Genomic DNA, 18,753 nt, shown 5'->3' on the forward strand with positions numbered 1-18,753 from the left:
AGAGCACCCTGATCGGGCGATTGCAGAACTACTCGAAGATGATCAACGAAGATCACCTCGAAGCGATCACCCGCGACTCGAAGAAAGTCGGCACCACCGGTGACGACATCGACCTGGCCTTGCTGGTCGACGGCCTGCAGGCCGAGCGTGAGCAGGGCATCACCATCGATGTCGCCTACCGCTATTTTTCCACCGCGAAACGCAAATTCATCATCGCCGACACTCCCGGCCATGAGCAGTACACCCGCAACATGGCCACCGGTGCCTCCACCTGTGACCTGGCGATCATCCTCGTCGATGCGCGTTATGGCGTGCAGACCCAGACCCGACGCCACAGCTTCATCGCGTCCCTGTTGGGGATCAAACACATCGTCGTCGCCATCAACAAGATGGATCTGAAAGACTTCGATGAAGGCGTGTTCGAGTCGATCAAGGCTGACTATCTGAAGTTCGCCGAAGGCTTGAAGATGAAGCCGACCAGCATGCACTTCGTGCCGATGTCTGCCCTCAAGGGCGACAACGTGGTGAACAAGTCCGAGCGCTCGCCTTGGTACAAAGGCCAGTCGCTGATGGAAATCCTCGAGACCGTGGAAGTCGCCGGCGATCGCAACTTCACCGATCTGCGTTTCCCGGTGCAGTACGTCAACCGTCCGAACCTGAACTTCCGTGGTTTCGCCGGCACGCTGGCCAGCGGCATCGTCAAGAAAGGCGACGAAGTGGTGGTGCTGCCGTCGGGCAAGAGCAGCCGCGTGAAATCCATCGTCACCTTCGAAGGTGAACTGGAACACGCAGGTCCAGGTCAGGCCGTAACGCTGACCATGGAAGACGAAATCGACATCTCCCGTGGCGACCTGTTGGTGCATGCCGACAACGTGCCGCCGGTCACCGACAGCTTCGAAGCGATGCTGGTGTGGATGGCTGAAGAGCCGATGCTGCCGGGCAAGAAATACGACATCAAACGCGCCACCAGTTACGTGCCGGGCTCGATTGCCAGCATCGTCAACAAGGTCGACGTGAACACGTTGGAAGAAGGCCCGGCGAGCGCGTTGCAGCTCAACGAAATCGGCAAGGTGAAGATCGCGCTCGATGCGCCGATCGCCCTCGACGGTTACGAAAGCAACCGCACCACCGGCGCGTTCATCATCATCGATCGCTTGACCAACGGCACGGTTGGCGCCGGCATGATCGTCGCGCAGCCAGTGACACACGGCACCGCCACGCACCACGGCAAACTCGCGCACGTTGCCACTGAAGAACGCGCTCAGCGTTTCGGCCAGCAACCGGCTACCGTGCTGTTCAGCGGTCTGTCGGGCGCGGGCAAGAGCACGCTGGCGTATGCGGTCGAGCGCAAGCTGTTCGACATGGGCCGTGCGGTGTTTGTGCTGGATGGGCAGAACCTGCGTCATGACCTGAATAAAGGTCTGCCACAGGATCGCATCGGCCGTACCGAAAACTGGCGTCGTGCCGCGCACGTGGCGCGTCAGTTCAACGAAGCCGGCCTGGTGACCCTGGCCGCGTTCGTTGCACCGAGTGCCGAAGGGCGCGAGCAGGCCAAGGACCTGATCGGCAAGGATCGTCTGTTGACGGTCTACGTACAGGCTTCGCCGGCCGTGTGCGCCGAGCGTGATCCACAAGGTCTGTACGCTGCTGGTGGCGACAACATCCCGGGCGAATCCTTCCCGTACGACGTGCCGCTGAATGCCGATCTGGTGATCGACACGCAGACGCTGAGTCTGGAAGAAAGCGTCAAGCAAGTGCTGGATCTGCTGCGTCAGCGTGGCGCGATCTAAGCGTTAGCTGCCAAACAAAAAGCCCGCCGATGAGTGATCATCGGCGGGCTTTTTTATTCGGGCCAACTCGGTCAATTGTAGGAGTGAGCCTGCTCGCGATAGCGGTGTGTCATTCAACATTGTTGGTGGCTGATCCACCGCCATCGCGAGCAGGCTCACTCCTACAGGGGATTAGAGCTTGCCTGGATATTCGCGGTGCATCTGTTCGAGCAGCGCATCCTTGTCCAGCCACAGCTGATTGATCCAGCCCTGAAACTGCAAGCGATACTCACCGTCCTGATCGTAGTTCTTGCCGATGAATTGCTGCGGGATCTTCAGCTCTGCAAAATGCACCACCACATCGCGCACATTGCCGCACAGCAAGTCCCAAAACCCCGGACGCCCGGCCGGATAGTGAATCGTCACATTGACGATCGACTCCAGTTGCTCACCCATCGCATCCAGCACAAAGGCAATCCCGCCAGCCTTCGGCTTGAGCAGGTATTTGAACGGCGATTGCTGTTGCGCATGTTTGCCTTCGGTAAACCGCGTCCCCTCGACGAAGTTGAAAATCCCCACCGGATTATTGCGAAACTTCGCACACGTCTTGCGCGTGGTTTCGAGGTCTTTGCCTTTCTTCTCCGGATGCTTGGCCAGGTACGCCTTGGAGTAGCGCTTCATGAACGGAAAGCCCAGCGCCCACCAGGCCAGACCAATCACCGGCACCCAGATCAGCTCCTGCTTGAGGAAGAACTTCAGCGGCTGAATACGACGGTTAAGCACGTATTGCAGCACCAGAATATCGACCCAGCTCTGGTGGTTGCTGGTGATCAGGTACGAGTGCTGATAGTCGAGGCCTTGCAAGCCGCTGATGTGCCAGCGCGTGCGGCGTACCAGGTTCATCCAGCCCTTGTTATTGCTGATCCACGCTTCATGGGTGTGGCTCATCAGCCAACCGGCGATGCGTTGGGTCAAGGCAAACGGCAAGGCCTTGACCAGCGCCACGCAGAACAGAAACGAGCAGAGCAGAATCGTGTTGAGCGCCAACAGTAGCGAGGCGATCACACCGCGCACGGGTGCAGGTAGAAAATCCAGCATTTACACATCCATAGGTCGGTTGGCGGCTTGAATCGCGGTGAGGGCGATGGTGTAGACGATGTCGTCGACTTGCGCGCCGCGCGGCAAATCGTTCACCGGTTTGCGCAGGCCTTGCAGCATCGGCCCGAGGCTGACGCAATCGGCGCTGCGCTGTACGGCTTTGTGCGTGGTGTTGCCAGTGTTCAGATCCGGGAAGACAAACACCGTGGCGCGACCGGCGACCTGACTGTTCGGCGCCAGTTGCCGGGCTACTTCAGCGTTGGCGGCGGCGTCGTATTGCAGCGGGCCGTCGATCAGCAGCGAGTGCTGTTGTTCGTGAGCGAGCAGGGTGGCCTCGCGGACTTTTTCGACTTCTTCGCCGGTGGCCGATTCGCCGCTGGAGTAACTGATCATCGCCACACGCGGGGTGATGCCGAACGCCGCTGCCGAGTCGGCGCTTTGCAGGGCAATCTCGGCCAGTTCGGTGGCGCTTGGGTGCGGGTTCATCACGCAGTCGCCGTACACCAGCACTTCTTCCGGGAACAGCATGAAGAACACCGACGACACCAGCGTGCAACCCGGTGCGGTCTTGATCAACTGCAAGGCCGGGCGAATGGTGTTGGCGGTGGTGTTGATCACACCGGAAACCAATCCGTCGACTTCATCCAGCGCGAGCATCATGGTGCCGATCACCACGGTGTCTTCCAGTTGCTGCTCGGCCATCGGTGCGTTGAGGCTTTTGGTTTTGCGCAGGGCAACCATCGGCTCGACGTAGCGCTCGCGGATCAGGTCCGGATCGAGAATCTCCAGCCCCGGCGGCAAGACGATGCCTTGCGCGCGAGCGACGGCTTCGACGTCTTCCGGTTTCGCCAGCAACACGCAACGGGCAATCCCGCGCTCCTGACAGATCGCCGCCGCTTGCACGGTGAACGGCTCGCTGCCTTCTGGCAGGACGATGCGCTTGTTCGCCGCTTGCGCACGCTGGATCAATTGATAGCGGAACACCGCCGGCGACAGGCGCATTTCCCGTGGCGTACCGCAGCGCTGGTGCAGCCATTTGGCGTCGAGATGGCTGGCGACGAAATCAGTGATGATCTCCGCACGCTCGCGGTCATCGATCGGGATTTCCTTGTTCAAACCGTTGAGCAGGTTGGCGGTGTCATACGAGCCGGTGCTCACCGATAACACTGGCAAGCCGGCCTGCAACGCGCCTCGGCACAGATCCATGATGCGCGGATCGGGCAGGGTGTCGCTGGTCAGCAACAGGCCGGCCAGCGGCACGCCGTTAATCGCCGCGAGGCTGACGGCGAGGATGATGTCGTCGCGGTCCCCCGGCGTCACCACCAGCACGCCGGGCTTGAGCAGCTCGACGGTGTTGCGCATGGTCCGCGCGCAAATGATGATTTTGGTCATCCGCCGGGTTTCGTAGTCGCCGGCGTTGAGCACTTGTGCGCCCATCAGGTCGGCGACGTCGCGGGTGCGTGGCGCGTTGAGTTCGGGCTGGAACGGAATGCAGCCGAGCAAGCGGAAATCACCGCTGCGCAGCAACGGCGAATGCTCCTTCAGGCGCGTGGCAAAGGCTTCCATGCTCTCGTCGGTCTTGACCTTGTTGAGGATCACCCCGAGGACTTTCGGGTCCTTCGGGCCACCGAACAATTGCGCCTGCAGTTCAACCCGACCGGAGAGTTCGGCGAGCACTTCGTTTTCCGGCGCCGAGACCAGAATCACCTCGGCATCGAGGCTTTTGGCCAGATGCAGGTTGACCCGCGCGGCATAGCTGGCGCTGCGGGTCGGCACCATGCCTTCGACGACCAGCACGTCTTTGCCGATGGCGGCTTGCTGATACAGGGTGATGATTTCTTCGAGCAGCTCATCGAGCTGACCGTCGCCGAGCATCCTCTCTACGTGAGCGAGGCCCAATGGTTGCGGCGGTTTCAGGCCGTGGGTGCGCGCCACCAGTTCGGTGGAGCGCTCAGGGCCGGTGTCGCCCGGATGCGGCTGGGCGATCGGTTTGAAGAAGCCGACTTTCAAGCCGGCGCGCTCCAATGTACGCACCAGCCCGAGGCTGATGGAGGTCAGACCCACGCCAAAATCGGTGGGCGCGATAAAAAAAGTTTGCATGCGAATTCTCTAAGGGTGCATGGCAATGGTGTCAGCTTATGTCTGGCTGACTACCGAAATTCAGTCGCCAAGGTTATCGCTAACCGAGGCTTGAGCGCACCAACCGCAGGCAAAGGGTTGGCCTATTTTTTCAATACGTTGCGCCGGGTCGAGCACCCACGCCCGCGATTGCCAGGGCGGCTGGTGACGCAAGTGTTGGGTGTGGCCACAGGAAAGCTCGGCGACCCAATGACCGTCTTCGTCCTGATGGAAGCCTGTGATCGTCGAAACCCGTTTGTCCGGGTTGTGTTCGCTTTCGCGCGATTGCTTCGCTAAACTTGGCCTTTCTATATTCTTCTGCAAAAGGTCTCGCCCCATGCTGATCGCCGCCAATAAGGCTGTCTCCATCGACTATACCCTGACCAACGACGCTGGTGAGGTCATCGACAGCTCCGCCGGCGGCGCTCCGCTGGTCTACCTGCAAGGCGCAGGCAACATCATCCCGGGCCTGGAAAAAGCTCTGGATGGCAAAGCTGTCGGCGACGAACTGGAAGTTTCCGTTGAGCCGGAAGATGCTTACGGCGAATACGCCGCTGAACTGGTCAGCACCCTGAGCCGCAGCATGTTCGAAGGCGTTGACGAGCTGGAAGTCGGCATGCAGTTCCACGCTTCGGCGCCGGACGGCCAGATGCAGATCGTCACCATCCGTGACCTCGACGGCGACGACGTGACTGTTGACGGCAACCACCCGTTGGCCGGTCAGCGCCTGAACTTCAAAGTGAAGATCGTTGACATCCGTGATGCCAGCCAGGAAGAAATCGCTCATGGCCACGTCCATGGCGAAGGTGGCCATCACCACTGATTTTCTGCGCTAAGCTTCGAGTACTGGAGAGGCGCCTGCGGGCGCCTTTTTAGTCCGCGGCTGTCCTTGGTGGCCTCGCCAAGTGGCTGTTTCGAGTAGAACATCGGAATCCTGGAGTTCGTCATGAGTGCTTTTCACGACCTTAAGTTGACAGCCCTGGATGGTCAGGAGCTACCGCTGGCGCCGTTCAAGGGCCAAGTCGTGCTGGTGGTCAACGTCGCCTCCAAGTGCGGCTTGACGCCTCAGTACGCGGCGCTGGAAAACCTCTATCAGCAATTCAAAGGCAAAGGCTTCAGTGTGCTGGGCCTGCCGTGCAACCAGTTTGCCGGCCAGGAACCCGGTTCTGAAAAGGACATTCAGGATTTTTGCAGCCTCAACTATGGCGTGACGTTCCCGTTGTCGAGCAAGCTCGAAGTCAACGGTCATGACCGTCATCAGTTGTACCGCTTGCTGGCGGGCGAGGGCGCGGAGTTTCCCGGTGACATCACCTGGAACTTCGAGAAATTCCTGCTCGGCAAGGATGGTCGCGTGCTGGCGCGGTTCTCGCCGCGCACGGCCCCGGATGATCCGACCATTGTGCATGCGATTGAAAAAGCGCTGGGCTGATAAAGCTAGTTCAAAAGATCGCAGCCTTCGGCAGCTCCTACAGGGAAACCTTATCCCCGTGTAGGAGCTGCCGAAGGCTGCGATCTTTTGCTTTGCGTCTTTTAATCCTTAATCACCAAAATCAATAATGCTGTTCAAAGGCCTCGGCCCTCCATATTATCGCCGTCATAAAGCCATCTCTGTGGAGCTTATCGATGCCCGTTCAAGCCTTGTTCAAACCGTTCCACCTCGGTGCCCTCGAACTGCCGACCCGTGTGGTCATGGCGCCGATGACCCGCTCTTTCTCGCCAGGCGGCGTGCCTAATTCGAAAGTCATCGAGTACTACCGCCGTCGCGCCGCCGCAGGGGTTGGCCTGATCATCACCGAAGGCACCACCGTCGGTCACGTGGCCTCCAACGGTTACCCGAACGTGCCGCAATTCTTTGGTGAAGCGCCGTTGGCCGGCTGGAAGAAAGTCGTCGACGCGGTGCACGCCGAAGGCGGCAAGATCGTTCCGCAACTGTGGCATGTCGGCAGCGTGCGTCGCATCGGCACCGAGCCGGACGCCAGCGTGCCGGGTTACGGCCCGTCGGAAAAGCTCAAGGACGGTCAGGTCGTGGTACACGGCATGAGCAAACAAGACATCCAGGACGTGATCGCAGCCTTCGCCCAAGCGGCTAAAGATGCGCAAAGCATCGGCATGGACGGCGTCGAGATCCACGGCGCGCACGGTTACCTGATCGACCAGTTTTTCTGGGAAGGCAGCAACCAGCGCAGCGACGAATACGGCGGCAGCCTTGCCAACCGCTCGCGTTTCGCCATCGAACTGATTCAAGCGGTGCGTGCTGCGGTCGGCGAAGGTTTCCCGATCATCTTCCGTTTCTCGCAGTGGAAGCAGCAGGATTACACCGCGCGTCTGGTGCAAACCCCGGAAGCGCTGGGCGAGTTCCTCAAGCCGTTGTCCGACGCTGGCGTGGATATTTTTCACTGCTCGACGCGGCGTTTCTGGGAGCCGGAGTTCGATGGCTCTGACCTGAACCTGGCGGGCTGGACCCGTAAGCTGACCGGTAAACCGACCATCACCGTTGGCAGCGTCGGCCTGGATGGCGAGTTCCTGCAGTTCATGGTCAATACCGACAAGGTCGCGCAACCGGCCAGTCTGGAGAACCTGCTGGAGCGTTTGAACAAAGAGGAATTTGATCTGGTGGCAGTGGGCCGCGCGCTGCTGGTCGATCCGGACTGGGCGCAGAAAGTCCGCGAAGGGCGTGAGCAGGACATTCTGCCATTCAGCCGTGAGGCGTTGATGACGCTGGTTTAAGCGGCGGCTGTACTGACGCCATCGCGAGCAGGCTCACTCCTACAATTGGAATGCATTCCCCCTGTAGGAGTGAGCCTGCTCGCGGTAGCGGTCTCCAAGTTGCCTGAACTCAAGGCAATGTCTGCGCATTCGGCACCACCTGCTCCCCCACACAAGCCCCGCGCAAATGCTTTTCAAACTGCTCGATAATCGCCGCCCATCCCTGGCGACTCGCATGCTGTCGCGCATTCAGCCGCACGCAACGCAACCGCTCATCCTCTTCCAATAACCACACCGCCGCCTCGCAAAACGCCTCTTCGTCCCCGGGCATCGCCAGCACGCCGCTGTAGCCATGACGAATATGCTGCGCCGCCGCCGCCTGATCGTAAGCCACCACACCGAGGCCCGACGCCAAAGCTTCGAGCACAACATTGCCAAAGGTTTCGGTCAGGCTCGGAAACAAAAATACGTCGCCCGACGCATAGTGCGCCGCCAACGCCTCACCGCGCTGTGCACCGCAAAAAATCGCCTCAGGCAGTTCTTTTTCCAGCGCCAGCCGTTGCGGCCCGTCACCGACCACGATCAGTTTCAGATTGCGTTGTGGATAAGTGCTGCGCAGCGTTTCGAAACTGCGTTTGAGCAGACCGAGGTTTTTCTCCGGTGCGAGGCGTCCGACATGAATCACCGCAACATCGCGATCGCCCAATCCCCATTGCTCACGCAACGCATTCAGGCGTTTGCTCGGATGAAACAACTGGCTGTCCACACCGCGCGACAACAACGCCAAACGCTCGAAATGCCGACGCTCCAGTTCCAGACGCTGACTGGGACTGGGCACCAAAGTCATGGCCGAGCGATTGTGAAACCAGCGCAGGTAATGCGTGAGCATCCGCGTCAGCAGACCGAGCCCGTATTGACTGGTGTATTGCTGAAAGTTGGTGTGAAACCCGCTGACCACCGATATTCCCAAACGCCGCGCCGCGCGCAGCGCCGACAAGCCGAGCGGACCTTCCGTGGCGATGTACAGCACATCCGGCCGCTGGCGCTTCCAGCGTCGCAGCAGTTTGTGCATCGACGACTGACCCCATTGCAGCCCCGGATACCCCGGCAGCGGCCAGCCTCGACACAACAACAGCGCATTATCTTCACTACGCTGCGGATCGCCGGCCTGACGCGGCCGCACCAGATCAACCTGATGCCCGCGCGCGCGCAGTCCCTCGCACAAGCGGCCAAGGGTATTGGCCACGCCGTTGATTTCCGGTGGGAAGGTTTCGCTGATCAGGGTGATGTGTAGAGCTGTCGTCATGACCTCAGTGTCGGCTGAGGCCATGTCGTGCCTGTGACGTTCGGATGATGGATTTGTGACGCGCCTAGCGCTGGCTCACAAGGTTCTCGGCGCCACGCTCACGCACCCAGAACAGTGTCGCCCCGGCCACCGCAGCCGGCATCATCAGGATGTTCACCACCGGAATCAGCAGCACCAGATAGACAATCCCGCCAAAACTCATGCTCTGCCAGCGCTTCTCGCGTAGCCAGGCGAGCATCTCGTTCCAGCCCAGTTTGTGGTTATCCGCCGGGTAGTCGATGTACTGAAAAAGCGTGGTAGAGCCTCTGGAGGCCACGTGAATCACAGCCCTTTCCCAAGGGAGTGAGCGAGAAATGTATCAGCAAGACGGATGAACTGGAAGCTCTGATGCGGCTGCATCCAATGAGTTTAAGTAGGCTTGCAATCGACGTCATGAAGTAGGCAATATTCCATGGTTTATTTGTATGTGCCTGTGGCCTCGGTAGCTGCTGGATTGCAATTTGGTACAAACGTTGGCGGATTAACTAGCTCCCCACCGAAATTCAACACTGTAATCAGGATGATCAAGTGATTTCCAACCTTCTTCTCCCAAAACGCTTCGAAAGTTTGCAGGATGCCGCCATTGAGAAGGAGGCAGACCTTACTCAGATTGTGCGGAAAGTCCCTAACGCAACGGAACGTGTCGAACAGCTTCTTCGGCAGGTAGTGAATGGAGGGTTAGGGCGCTTTGAACTTTTTGTCGGGCCATCCGGCTCCGGAAAAACTACATTCTTAAGTACGCTACCTCGATTTTATGCTGGTGCACATATAACGCCTATTTCGGATAAGTTGACGCTTTCAGAGGCAGTCTCTGAAATCCGTAACTTGGGTAGTTCTCCCGTTGAAGGCCAAATCTTCGTAATGCTTGAGCGAGATAATCCTGAGCTTGTAGAGTCTGAGCTTCGGAGCTTTTTTGAAGAGCTTCGTAGGTTATTCAGAACACGAGCAGGTCGTGTACTTGTAATTTGGCCGATTACTGATGAGAAGTCGGCACACTTGATTCAGGAAACCGCTTGGGCTGTAGGTAGCGATAGCATTGTCGACTTTGCTTCTCATGGTCGTTATGAGTTTACGGGCTTACCAAAGAGCGCCTACTTTGAGGTGGCCGATATCACTGCTCGCTCTTTGAATTCAGGGCAGGGCTTGGAGGCGTTTGGGCTTGGTTCTGATGTAGTAAAGCCTATGTTGCAGAGGAGTGAAACAATTAGCCAGTTTTACAGCTTGCTGGAGGCTAAATCTCAAGAGCTGAATAACGCTTTTGGCGACACTCTTAAAGAGCGTAGGTTACCTAGCGTTTGGATTTTGGTGGGTGGAGATGACACCCGTGAACTGAGTCTTACAGTTGCAAACCTTACTCAAGGAACAGAGAAACGCATCGACATTGATCGCATGATTGCCGTGCTTGACGCGAGTGATTCAACAACTGGTTATCTTGGGGAGTGGAGAAAGAAGAGACACCAAGTTGCTTTTCTTCTGCGACATCTCGATGTGAGACTCTTTGAGCTGACGCCCAACGTCGCAGTTAGTGCAATACGGGCGTTTGGTGATAGCGTCCTCACCGATAAGCTCGTTAAAAAGAAAGAGTCCGCAGTAAACGCGAGCTCTGCAATTCAAGTAGCGAGGTTCTTCCAGTTACTCGCTGGCACGGTCTCCTCCAATGCTGCCACAATTCGGCCTGCGTCTTCGGACACTGCGGATGAATATAAGCGAGTCCAGCAGCTGGCTTCGAAGTCCGATAAGGCCCTTAATAAAGCGTTAGCTGCATGTATTGAACGAGGGCTTGCTGATGTTGGCGTAGGTGCCACCGTTACCGCAGAGCAGCGAAAGCTGGACCCGAAGAGTAATCTTCAGCCTGATGTTATGGTTGACTTGGCGGACGGAAGACTTGTTTGCATCGAGCCAACGTGGCGGACGACTGGTAAAGGAATAATTAGCGAGATTCCAGAGCAACAGAGCTCGATGACTGTTGGCCACATACAGCAATATCTGCTCTCAAAAGTTCTTGAGTACGTGAATGATCTGGGGGTCTGACACGCCCCCTTCAATTGATGATCTGCTGCTTGAATTAACTCTTCTAGAAAACTCATGAAGTCTCGTAGGTCATATCCTGCGGGTCTTCTCATTTCAGGGGGCCATTGGATACATTACATGGCGTGCCCCTCAATGTTTTGCTACCGCGAGCGACCCGCAGTGGACAGGGTTAAATAAGCTTTTCCCGCTTGGCCTTTAGCGCTGCCACTTCCGCCGTCATTTGTGGGCCAGGATAAGCAGACGAAGGGCAGGGAGAGCATTCGCCTTGTCAGACGGTTAGTGCTACTGGTCATGACTTCTTTCGGGAGCTTAGTGAGGCTGAAGATATGCAGGTGGGGGGCTCAAGCGTTTGATCTAGCGTCCCATGTGCTGAGAAGGTATAGGGCAAGCGAGCCTGCTAAATTTACAGCTAACTCAGCATGCCGTGGAGCTGGTTTGACTCCAGCTTTTCCTGTTCCATGGGAATCGCCCAGGCGGTTCCTTAGGGCTCCAAGCCCTTCCACCACTGACGTACAGCCGCCAAGGATCTGCTTGAAGACCTTTTCCGTGTGTTGGGATGGTGCAAGGTTGAGCAATTCAGCAGTTTGGCGGTAAAGCTTGTTGAGATCTGGCGTTTCGTCGTACTCGGTCCCGTTCTCTTCCAAAATGTGCTTGCAGACGGACTCCAGAAGAGTCCGAGCCATCGTAATAGCGCCTTCTGGATCTGTCGTGCGCCTTTCCAACGATTTCGTCCATGCAACCCTCACATGCTCAGAGTCGAAACGCTCAATCGCACCAGTGACCACATGATCTGCTGGCGACGAGCCGCCTTTCTCAACGTAGTCCAACAGTGGACGAAACTCGTCCCAAAGATAGGTTCGTCGTTCCGCGTAAGTGCCGTATTTGTTCTTGATAAATTGCCAGAACTGTCCGAGGCTGCGGCAGGTGTTCACGCATCGAGGCACTATCGTGGCCAGGGTAGGGTCATCCAGAATAGCGCGTCTGAGCATCAGGTACGCGGTCTCGTCCTCATTTCCGCCTGTAGCCTGTGACACCAAGATGTTCTGGAGCGCCTCTGCTTCTTCGGATAATGGATGCATTTGTGCCCCTGATATATCAGCCCCGCCTAATTTGGTAGATCGCCTTACTGAGGGCGAGTGCGTTTTCATCGAGCGTTTGCAACGCCGTGGTGGCGTTTTCATGGATTTCGTTTGATCCCTTAGCCCTCACCCATAGCGCTACTTCTTCAATTGCAGCAGCCAGAGCGTGCTGGTTGTGCAGAAGCAATGTTAATGCGTCTGCAGTAGCGATCTTGACTTCTGGGTTATCGGGCATGGCTGTCGTCCTTGAAGTGTTATACGGAAACTATGTCATTAGCTGGACTGTGGTCGGGAGGGCGTAGGCGTGCCAAATCTTCTCAACCGACTGGACAGATCCTCAGTCTAGATTCAATCAGCGTTCTTGCTAGTTATGATTGGGCGACGGACCCACAGTGGACACATCGACAGCTGGCGCAAGACATCTTCTCTTGCCCTTTAGGCACTCGTTGCTGACGCATTTTTGGCTTCCATAAGGCGCATTTTTCGTTCATGGTTCTGTACGCTTCTAGTGACCTTGGTGTCTCAAACGGAAGACGAGCTTTATTCTGATTAGCGTGGCAATTATTGCCTAGCTTCGTTGTTGGCGCTACGCTACCCTGCATTACGGCTGTTGATGTCTATGGTAAGTTTTGAGCGCTTTATCAATCGGACTTGTCTGTAGTTAACTTAGGATTGGGTTAGATGCGGAAAATATCACTGATGCGAAAAGCAGCAGCAATAGGAGCAGGCTTTCATTGTTGTAGGCTCGATTGATGGTGTTTAAGTGCCCCTTGATCGGCAATTCTGATATAGCTTGATGGAGGCGGCTTAGAGTAAAAATTTTATTGTCGCGTGAGTCTGAGATTGCTTCGGTCGGGCGAGAAATGGTAAACGGTTTTTTAGAAAAGGATTATCTGTGGCCATACATGATCTGTATTCAAAAAGATTAAAGCGTAAGCGTGGCGAGACTCCGGAGATATACACTTACGATTCGATTTCGCGAGAGTTAATTGTTCAGTTGTTTCATATCTTTGACGACGGAATAGGGCGTGTTATCTATACTGGAAGGAGAGATGTCCTAAAAGTGTGGGAGGATATTGTATCAACTCTTAATCGAGAGTATGGATCATTTACCCTTGCTGGGTTTGGTCATGGTAAATATTCAACTCACTATGATGAGTTTTACCATTTCATGTTCTCTGAACGTAATGTCGATCGATTGATCGATGGCATTGAACTTGCTCTCGGGGCGATGAATACCACGGCTCGAGAAGACTACTACGGTGGTAGATACGACGACAATGGCGACAAGCTCGATGAGCTAATTGAGGAAGCGAATCAAAGGTTCAAAGAGCATGGCCTAGGTTATCGATTTGCAGAGAATTTGATAGTTCGTATTGACTCGGAATTTATACATGCAGAAGTTACTAAGCCAGTACTTTCGCTGCTGCAGGGCGAGTGGTGTGCGGGGGCCGAGGAGGAGTTCTATAGGGCGCATGAACATTATCGTCACGGCAATTTCAAAGAGACCCTAAATGAATGCTTGAAGTCATTTGAGAGTATTCTGAAATCGGTATGTCGCAAGCGTGACTGGGAAATTAGTGACAGGGCGACCGCTAGTTCATTAATACAGACCTGCTTGGATAATGGTCTAATACCTAGTTTCTGGCAGTCGCATTTTTCATCTCTGAAGTCTTTGTTGGAAAGCGGCATTCCTACAGGCAGAAATAAAATATCCGGCCATGGTCAAGGGGCAACCCCTACAGAGGTTCCACGTCACATTGTTTCGTATATGTTGAACATGACTGCCGCATGTTTACTGTTTATCTGTGAGGCTGAAACAGAATTTGAACAGCTTTGATTAAAACCTCGCACGGGATGGGTCGAGGTTAAGAACCATTACCGTGCCACCTTGCCGTCAACGGCTACAAAGCCAAAATATCACGGGTGCGAAAAGCCCCCGCTAGCGGCTGATGCCACGCTAGTAGGGGCTTACAAAGTTAGTTCCCGCTTGATGCGGTAAACGGTAGCAATTCCCACGTCCGCGATCTTGGCGATTTCTTCCATAGTGTTGCCATTCCGCTTGAGCAAGCCCGCTACTCTGTCCCACTTCTTTTGATTACGCCCTTTGCCCGTTGGCTTCCACTCAGGTTCAGCTTCGCGTTTGTTCTTCAGGCCTTCTTTAATCCTCTGTACTCTCTTCTCTTGATCTAGGCGGGCCATGGTTGCCATCAGATCCAGCAACATGCTGTTGATGACCTCCATGATTTGCCCTGTGATGCCCTTGTCCTCAACCATCATATGGCTGGTAGGCAAGTCAGCTACCACTAAGCGAAGCCCTTTGGTCTTAATGGTTGCCTTCAGAGTGTCCCAGTCGGTTTGCGAGAGGCGACTCAGCCTGTCTACTGATTCCACCAACAGCACCTCACCCTTTTCGGCAGTGCCCAGCAAACGGATGAGTTCAGGCCGGTTGAGTTTGGTGCCGCTTATGTTCTCGGCGTACACACCGGTAATGGACAACCCCTTTTCAATAGCGAACGTTTCCAGTGCTACTTTCGCGCGGTGGGCGTCCTGATCCTTTGTTGATGCACGCAGGTAGAGATGAGTATTCATGACCTGCTATCCTTTGTTCTAGAATAAGATAGATCAATGATAATCTAATCGTATAGCTATCCGCAATAGTCATTTGATAGTGCTTTAAGAATGTAGCTGGATTACCAAACCTGTCTACTTCTCTGATAGGGGGGGGCCAATTTACCGAAGCTAGAATGCTGAAATCCGACGACCTTTGGTGGTTTGCACCAATGACGTCATTGGGCTGGTGGATGCGGGTCTCTGGACTTGCTTCATGTGTCCCTTCCACCGTCTATGATGTTTTCTTCAGCCTCATGAAAAGCTGGATGCTTGATCCTCTGGGTGTTCTGTGGAAGTGCAGGTTCCGGCACCTACCGGCACCTACTGATGATCGTCTCACCGCCAATACCTTGACCAAGCTCTCGTTTTCACATTCTGGGATGAATAAGAAAATGCCTAACAAAATTGGTCGAAATAATCCTTGCCCGTGCGGTAGCGGTCGGAAACTCAAGAAATGTCACGGGTCTATCGAAAGTCTCGACATGGAGCTAAAGCTCAATCGGCCGCATATGCAACAGGAGCTGCGGGCGACGCTCTTGCGTCATGAGGCCAATGAGTTTCAGAGGCGCGAACAACAAGGCCTTGGTAAGCCGATTATCTCCACTGAATTCCAGGAGCACAGAGTCATAGCAGTCGGAAGGGAGATCCACTTCTCCCAGAAATGGAAGACTTTTCACGACTTCCTCAACGATTACCCGAAGATCGTTTTAGGTAGAGGCTGGTGGATGTCCGAGCTAAGCAAGCCTCCGCCACAGAGACATCGCATTCTCACTTGGGCTGTCCGTAGCTACGAGCAAGCGAGCATTCACGTGGAACAGATGGGGGTAGGGGCTGCCCAGTTAATGACTGGGGCCATTGAGGCTTATATGCACTTCTCATACGACCTTTACAGTCTGAAACACTCTGTTGAGATTCAGAAGCTTCTGATCGACCGAATCAAATGCTCCGATAACTTCCCAGGTGCGTTGTATGAGGTACGGGTGGCTGCTGCTCTGCTTCGGGCTGGCTTCAGTTTGCAGCACCAAGATGAAACTGACAGACGTACTACCCACGTCGAGTTCATCGCTACGCACGCGGCGTCAGGTGCAATCTACGCCGTTGAGGCAAAGCGGCGAGAAGGCAAGCGGATGAAAATCAATAGGCAGATGCATCGAGCCTTGAGCAAGCAGTCGGATCATCCTCGAATAGTCTTCATTGACACGAACGATGCGCGCCTAGAACTGGGAAGGAAGCAGCCCTATCCGATAGCACTAGTGGAGGCTGAAAGCCAGCTCAAGCGCTTTGAGTTGGATCCGGTAGCTAAGGCCCTCCCAGAAGCCTACGTCATCGTAACGTACGACCCGCATGAGCATCACCTTGATGCCATTGATCTGACTTGTGGGATGCTGCTGTGGGGGTTTCATCTCGATGATTTACATCCTGGGGTTAAAACCCTAACTCAACAGATTGAGATTAGGCGACGGCATGCACCAATTTTCTCCCTGCTGGAGTCTATGCAGAAGCACAGGGGCATTCCCGCTACATTCAATGGACAACCAGACGCGTTCGCAGGTGGAAGTGCCGAGGGGAGGCTACAGGTTGGTCGCCGGATGCAAGTGCCGGGTCCTGACGGAACTCAGGTCGAAGCGACGTTGGAGAGTGGCGTCGTCATGTCCGAGCAGAGAGAAGCGTGGTGTGTCGTGTGCAGCGACGAACAGCAGCGCTTCATTATCAAGCTTCCACTCTCGGATGAAGAGTTACATGCCTACTCCCAGCACCCTGAAACCTTTTTCGGCGTCATTGACAGGAATGCAGGTCGCTCGAGCCCGAAGACTGACATGGACTGGTTCAACTTTTTATGGGAAACCTACTCGAACACTCCCAAAGACACACTGATTGAATTCATGGGGCACGCTTCCGACATCGAGCGATTGATAACGCTGACCCAGAAGGAATTGGCCACCGAATATTGTGCTCGAATGGCAGGTTCGATGCCAAACCACAAGGACGATGACAGACACGGGGACCTAGCTTAGTCCATCTGCATTCAATGCCAGTGGTTCCGGGGCTTCTGATGAGCATAGGCCTAGGAATGCCGGGTCGGCACAGGATTGGTGGGTGGATGTTCATTAGTTACAGCAATAGCTATGCGCCGGGAAATCCTCTGCTCACATTCCTTCGAACAGATCCGAGATGCTAACGCCCAAAGCATCGGCCAACACCTTGATGGCATTGATAGAAGGGTTAGCTCCGCCAGTTTCGATGCGGGACATATACGTCCTGGCGAAGCCGCACCGATCAGCAAAAGCTTCTTGGCTCATACCCATAGCCACGCGGAGCTCCCTGACTCGGGTGCCGAACTGATGCTGAAGTGCTGGGGCGGGAGGCGGTGCTGGCATTCCCTATGGTCGGGTGATGTGCTCTAATCGGACACACACTAATCGTGACATAGAGAGCAGATTGTCCAGTCTGCCCGTTGTCCAAAGGCGCCGCGCCAAGGGCTAGCTACCAACTTTTCAGGGTTGCGACGGCAAGCCGCACAGGCGAAAGGACATCAAGGATTCGAAGCGTGAGACTGAAGATCAAAGGTGAAATTACTCCGGAGCAGCTGGTGAAGGCTTTTGAGGTGGCGATGAAGGAACTGGAAGCCGCCGTGCCCGGTGGGAAGTTTTACGGGGCCAACCTTTACCTGACGCCATACGCTCCAGACGGGGAATTGCTTAAAGTTTTTGATGAGCGTGGTTCTCCCGCAACCCTGACTGTTCCCGCTCAACCCGGTACGAACGTCAAGCCAGCCTTGAGTGCTGAAGCCCAACAACGCCTGGATAATGCCCGCGAGGCAGAACGCCAACGCGAGGCTCAAGTAGCTGAACGAGATCGCAAGGTAGTTGCTGAGCACAACCGCAAGCGTCAGATTGAAGCTGTTCAATTAGCGAAAGCTCGAACAGCGTTCAATGCCCTGAACGAGTTAACGTCAAATCTCTTGGCCTCGGAGCCGGTGGGGCTGATTGATGGACTTAACGAAGCCATTAGGGCTAGTTGGCACAACCAGCAACCCAAGGAGCCGCACGGCCCCCGGAAGGGAGAGCTAAAGCCGGTGCCAGAGTTTTCGATTGTGGATGGGAAGTTGTCACTGTTCACAGCTTCTTGGCAAAACCCAAGACCCTTATTCAACCCTGTTGGTACTCTGAACCTGAACTTGAACACGCTTGCACCCGTCTGGACGCACAGGGCTTGGATCATTGCTGTCGATGGGTTTCTAAATGTCATGGCAAACCTCAACGGATCAATGCCCTTGGAAATCCTCGGTGAACATTTGCCGCAGGGGAAACCTCCGGAGTGACAGTTATAGGGCTGCTACCGCTGTAGAGTTTAGTTATCCATCTGGGCGTTAACGTTCATGGGATGGGCTACCCCTAGCTCACCTAGATGGTCTACTTAATCGAGTCCCAATCGTATCCCTGCATTCTAGTGCTCGCTATCTGGGCACAGGTGCTTCCCTTGAGCTGCTTAGCGGCTTACCTATGGTTTACCTTGTACGTTTGCTATCAGTTCACTCTGGTTTCTTATGCTACTTGGCATTGTCAAGATCAAGATCAAGATCAAGATCAAGAGCTGGGTGGTGGCTGAGCCCCATCCACCCACTGAACAGAGCTGATAACTTGCTTCACAGCACAGGTTAATATGCTGTGACGGAACGTCACCAATTAGCTCTATAAAGGATGATTATCTTGCCTTGCGGCTATAATATATAGTGGTGGGGCAGGGCTAAAGCCCCACTAAGCTTTTGATCTGAGTTGTGCATGGATATCTTGTGGCGTAGACGCCACGGAATAATAACTTCTACAGTAATTTGCACAGTTAACATCAAGATCAAAAGCCAAAACTAGGGCGGGCTTTCTGCCCATCCGCCCTCTTAAATGAATAGAGTTCTAGTGGGTGTGCCTCAGGGCACAGGCTATGATCGGTGACGTTACCGTCACAAGGTATATATAAAAGGTTGATCTCATGCAGT

At 55.1% G+C, this 18,753-nt stretch carries 16 protein-coding genes and 1 pseudogene; 8 read left to right on the forward strand and 9 right to left on the reverse strand.

Annotated elements, in window-relative coordinates; genetic code table 11:
* Nucleotides 1-1,790 (forward strand): sulfate adenylyltransferase subunit CysN (cysN, locus tag ACIPZE_RS14725; RefSeq protein WP_400773507.1); only part of this gene is annotated, 1,790 nt, incomplete at its 5' end.
* A 171-nt stretch (nucleotides 1,791-1,961) separates the two neighbouring features.
* On the opposite strand, the gene ACIPZE_RS14730 is transcribed toward cysN, so the two are convergent.
* Genes ACIPZE_RS14730 through ACIPZE_RS14740 form a run of 3 tightly spaced genes read right to left on the reverse strand, consistent with a single transcriptional unit; the run spans nucleotide 1,962 to nucleotide 5,354 of the window.
* Entirely contained in the window at nucleotides 1,962-2,867 is a 906-nt protein-coding gene (locus ACIPZE_RS14730; protein WP_283437666.1) for an acyltransferase, read from the reverse strand.
* Nucleotides 2,868-4,967, reverse strand: coding sequence for a phosphate acetyltransferase (pta, locus tag ACIPZE_RS14735; RefSeq protein ID WP_400773510.1), 2,100 nt, complete (start codon nucleotides 4,965-4,967; stop codon nucleotides 2,868-2,870).
* 60 nt (nucleotides 4,968-5,027) lie between these two features.
* Entirely contained in the window at nucleotides 5,028-5,354 is a 327-nt protein-coding gene (locus ACIPZE_RS14740; RefSeq protein ID WP_400773513.1) for a DUF3565 domain-containing protein, read from the reverse strand.
* Between ACIPZE_RS14740 and ACIPZE_RS14745 the strand changes: the two genes are divergently transcribed.
* The 3 genes from ACIPZE_RS14745 (at nucleotide 5,323) to ACIPZE_RS14755 (ending at nucleotide 7,712) form a co-directional block, all read left to right on the forward strand.
* A complete protein-coding gene (locus ACIPZE_RS14745) occupies nucleotides 5,323-5,808 on the forward strand; it encodes a peptidylprolyl isomerase (protein WP_008085027.1) in 486 nt (161 codons plus the stop codon). The genes ACIPZE_RS14740 and ACIPZE_RS14745 overlap by 32 nt on opposite strands.
* Before the next feature lie 123 nt (nucleotides 5,809-5,931).
* Nucleotides 5,932-6,414, forward strand: coding sequence for a glutathione peroxidase (locus ACIPZE_RS14750; RefSeq protein WP_077571144.1), 483 nt, complete (start codon nucleotides 5,932-5,934; stop codon nucleotides 6,412-6,414).
* A 194-nt stretch (nucleotides 6,415-6,608) separates the two neighbouring features.
* Entirely contained in the window at nucleotides 6,609-7,712 is a 1,104-nt protein-coding gene (locus ACIPZE_RS14755; protein WP_129389228.1) for an NADH:flavin oxidoreductase, read from the forward strand.
* 109 nt (nucleotides 7,713-7,821) lie between these two features.
* Here ACIPZE_RS14755 and ACIPZE_RS14760 read toward each other — a convergent pair whose 3' ends face one another.
* The gene (locus ACIPZE_RS14760) at nucleotides 7,822-9,021 is read right to left on the reverse strand and encodes a glycosyltransferase family 4 protein (RefSeq protein ID WP_400773517.1); all 1,200 of its coding nucleotides are present in this window, start codon (nucleotides 9,019-9,021) and stop codon (nucleotides 7,822-7,824) included.
* Between the two features lie 40 nt (nucleotides 9,022-9,061).
* A pseudogene (locus tag ACIPZE_RS14765) lies at nucleotides 9,062-9,283 on the reverse strand (EI24 domain-containing protein); the annotation flags it as partial.
* A gap of 281 nt (nucleotides 9,284-9,564) precedes the next feature.
* Between ACIPZE_RS14765 and ACIPZE_RS14770 the strand changes: the two are divergent.
* Nucleotides 9,565-11,067, forward strand: a complete 1,503-nt coding sequence (locus ACIPZE_RS14770) for a hypothetical protein (RefSeq protein ID WP_400773518.1) — start codon at nucleotides 9,565-9,567, stop codon at nucleotides 11,065-11,067.
* Nucleotides 11,068-11,408: 341 nt separating this feature from the next.
* Here the strand turns inward: ACIPZE_RS14770 and ACIPZE_RS14775 are convergent, their stop codons facing one another.
* Both ACIPZE_RS14775 and ACIPZE_RS14780 read right to left on the reverse strand, forming a co-directional pair.
* Entirely contained in the window at nucleotides 11,409-12,146 is a 738-nt protein-coding gene (locus tag ACIPZE_RS14775) for an abortive infection family protein (protein ID WP_400773520.1), read from the reverse strand.
* 16 nt (nucleotides 12,147-12,162) lie between these two features.
* Nucleotides 12,163-12,381: a hypothetical protein gene (locus tag ACIPZE_RS14780; protein WP_400773522.1), complete on the reverse strand. Its 219-nt coding sequence runs from the start codon at nucleotides 12,379-12,381 to the stop codon at nucleotides 12,163-12,165.
* A gap of 660 nt (nucleotides 12,382-13,041) precedes the next feature.
* Between ACIPZE_RS14780 and ACIPZE_RS14785 the strand changes: the two genes are divergently transcribed.
* Nucleotides 13,042-13,986 (forward strand): STM4504/CBY_0614 family protein, encoded by a 945-nt coding sequence (locus tag ACIPZE_RS14785; protein ID WP_400773525.1) that lies wholly within the window; start codon nucleotides 13,042-13,044, stop codon nucleotides 13,984-13,986.
* 131 nt (nucleotides 13,987-14,117) lie between these two features.
* Here the strand turns inward: ACIPZE_RS14785 and ACIPZE_RS14790 are convergent, their stop codons facing one another.
* A complete protein-coding gene (locus ACIPZE_RS14790; protein WP_400773527.1) occupies nucleotides 14,118-14,738 on the reverse strand; it encodes a recombinase family protein in 621 nt (206 codons plus the stop codon).
* A 155-nt stretch (nucleotides 14,739-14,893) separates the two neighbouring features.
* Between ACIPZE_RS14790 and ACIPZE_RS14795 the strand changes: the two genes are divergently transcribed.
* Nucleotides 14,894-16,774 carry a YecA family protein gene (locus ACIPZE_RS14795; protein WP_400773530.1) on the forward strand — a complete coding sequence of 627 codons (1,881 nt, stop codon included), beginning with the start codon at nucleotides 14,894-14,896 and terminating at the stop codon, nucleotides 16,772-16,774.
* 132 nt (nucleotides 16,775-16,906) lie between these two features.
* Here ACIPZE_RS14795 and ACIPZE_RS14800 read toward each other — a convergent pair whose 3' ends face one another.
* Nucleotides 16,907-17,137, reverse strand: coding sequence for a helix-turn-helix domain-containing protein (locus ACIPZE_RS14800; protein WP_400773532.1), 231 nt, complete (start codon nucleotides 17,135-17,137; stop codon nucleotides 16,907-16,909).
* A gap of 170 nt (nucleotides 17,138-17,307) precedes the next feature.
* On the opposite strand from ACIPZE_RS14800, the gene ACIPZE_RS14805 reads away from it, so the two are divergent.
* Nucleotides 17,308-18,081: an OfxX fusion product gene (locus tag ACIPZE_RS14805; RefSeq protein ID WP_400773535.1), complete on the forward strand. Its 774-nt coding sequence runs from the start codon at nucleotides 17,308-17,310 to the stop codon at nucleotides 18,079-18,081.
* Nucleotides 18,082-18,753 lie beyond the last annotated feature (672 nt).

Origin of the sequence: Pseudomonas sp. NPDC089741 (assembly GCF_044748825.1) — a bacterium.
GTDB classification, from domain to species: Bacteria; Pseudomonadota; Gammaproteobacteria; order Pseudomonadales; family Pseudomonadaceae; genus Aquipseudomonas; species Aquipseudomonas helmanticensis.

Bases quoted from the DNA above. Each gene is read 5' to 3' on its own strand.
- ACIPZE_RS14730 (WP_283437666.1), bottom strand. From the start codon at position 2,867: ATGCTGGATTTTCTACCTGCACCCGTGCGCGGTGTGATCGCCTCGCTA.
- pta (WP_400773510.1), bottom strand. From the start codon at position 4,967: ATGCAAACTTTTTTTATCGCGCCCACCGATTTTGGCGTGGGTCTGACC.
- ACIPZE_RS14745 (WP_008085027.1), top strand. From the start codon at position 5,323: ATGCTGATCGCCGCCAATAAGGCTGTCTCCATCGACTATACCCTGACC.
- ACIPZE_RS14740 (WP_400773513.1), bottom strand. From the start codon at position 5,354: ATGGAGACAGCCTTATTGGCGGCGATCAGCATGGGGCGAGACCTTTTG.
- ACIPZE_RS14750 (WP_077571144.1), top strand. From the start codon at position 5,932: ATGAGTGCTTTTCACGACCTTAAGTTGACAGCCCTGGATGGTCAGGAG.
- ACIPZE_RS14755 (WP_129389228.1), top strand. From the start codon at position 6,609: ATGCCCGTTCAAGCCTTGTTCAAACCGTTCCACCTCGGTGCCCTCGAA.
- ACIPZE_RS14760 (WP_400773517.1), bottom strand. From the start codon at position 9,021: ATGGCCTCAGCCGACACTGAGGTCATGACGACAGCTCTACACATCACC.
- ACIPZE_RS14775 (WP_400773520.1), bottom strand. From the start codon at position 12,146: ATGCATCCATTATCCGAAGAAGCAGAGGCGCTCCAGAACATCTTGGTG.
- ACIPZE_RS14780 (WP_400773522.1), bottom strand. From the start codon at position 12,381: ATGCCCGATAACCCAGAAGTCAAGATCGCTACTGCAGACGCATTAACA.
- ACIPZE_RS14790 (WP_400773527.1), bottom strand. From the start codon at position 14,738: ATGAATACTCATCTCTACCTGCGTGCATCAACAAAGGATCAGGACGCC.
- ACIPZE_RS14795 (WP_400773530.1), top strand. From the start codon at position 14,894: ATGCTGAAATCCGACGACCTTTGGTGGTTTGCACCAATGACGTCATTG.
- ACIPZE_RS14800 (WP_400773532.1), bottom strand. From the start codon at position 17,137: ATGCCAGCACCGCCTCCCGCCCCAGCACTTCAGCATCAGTTCGGCACC.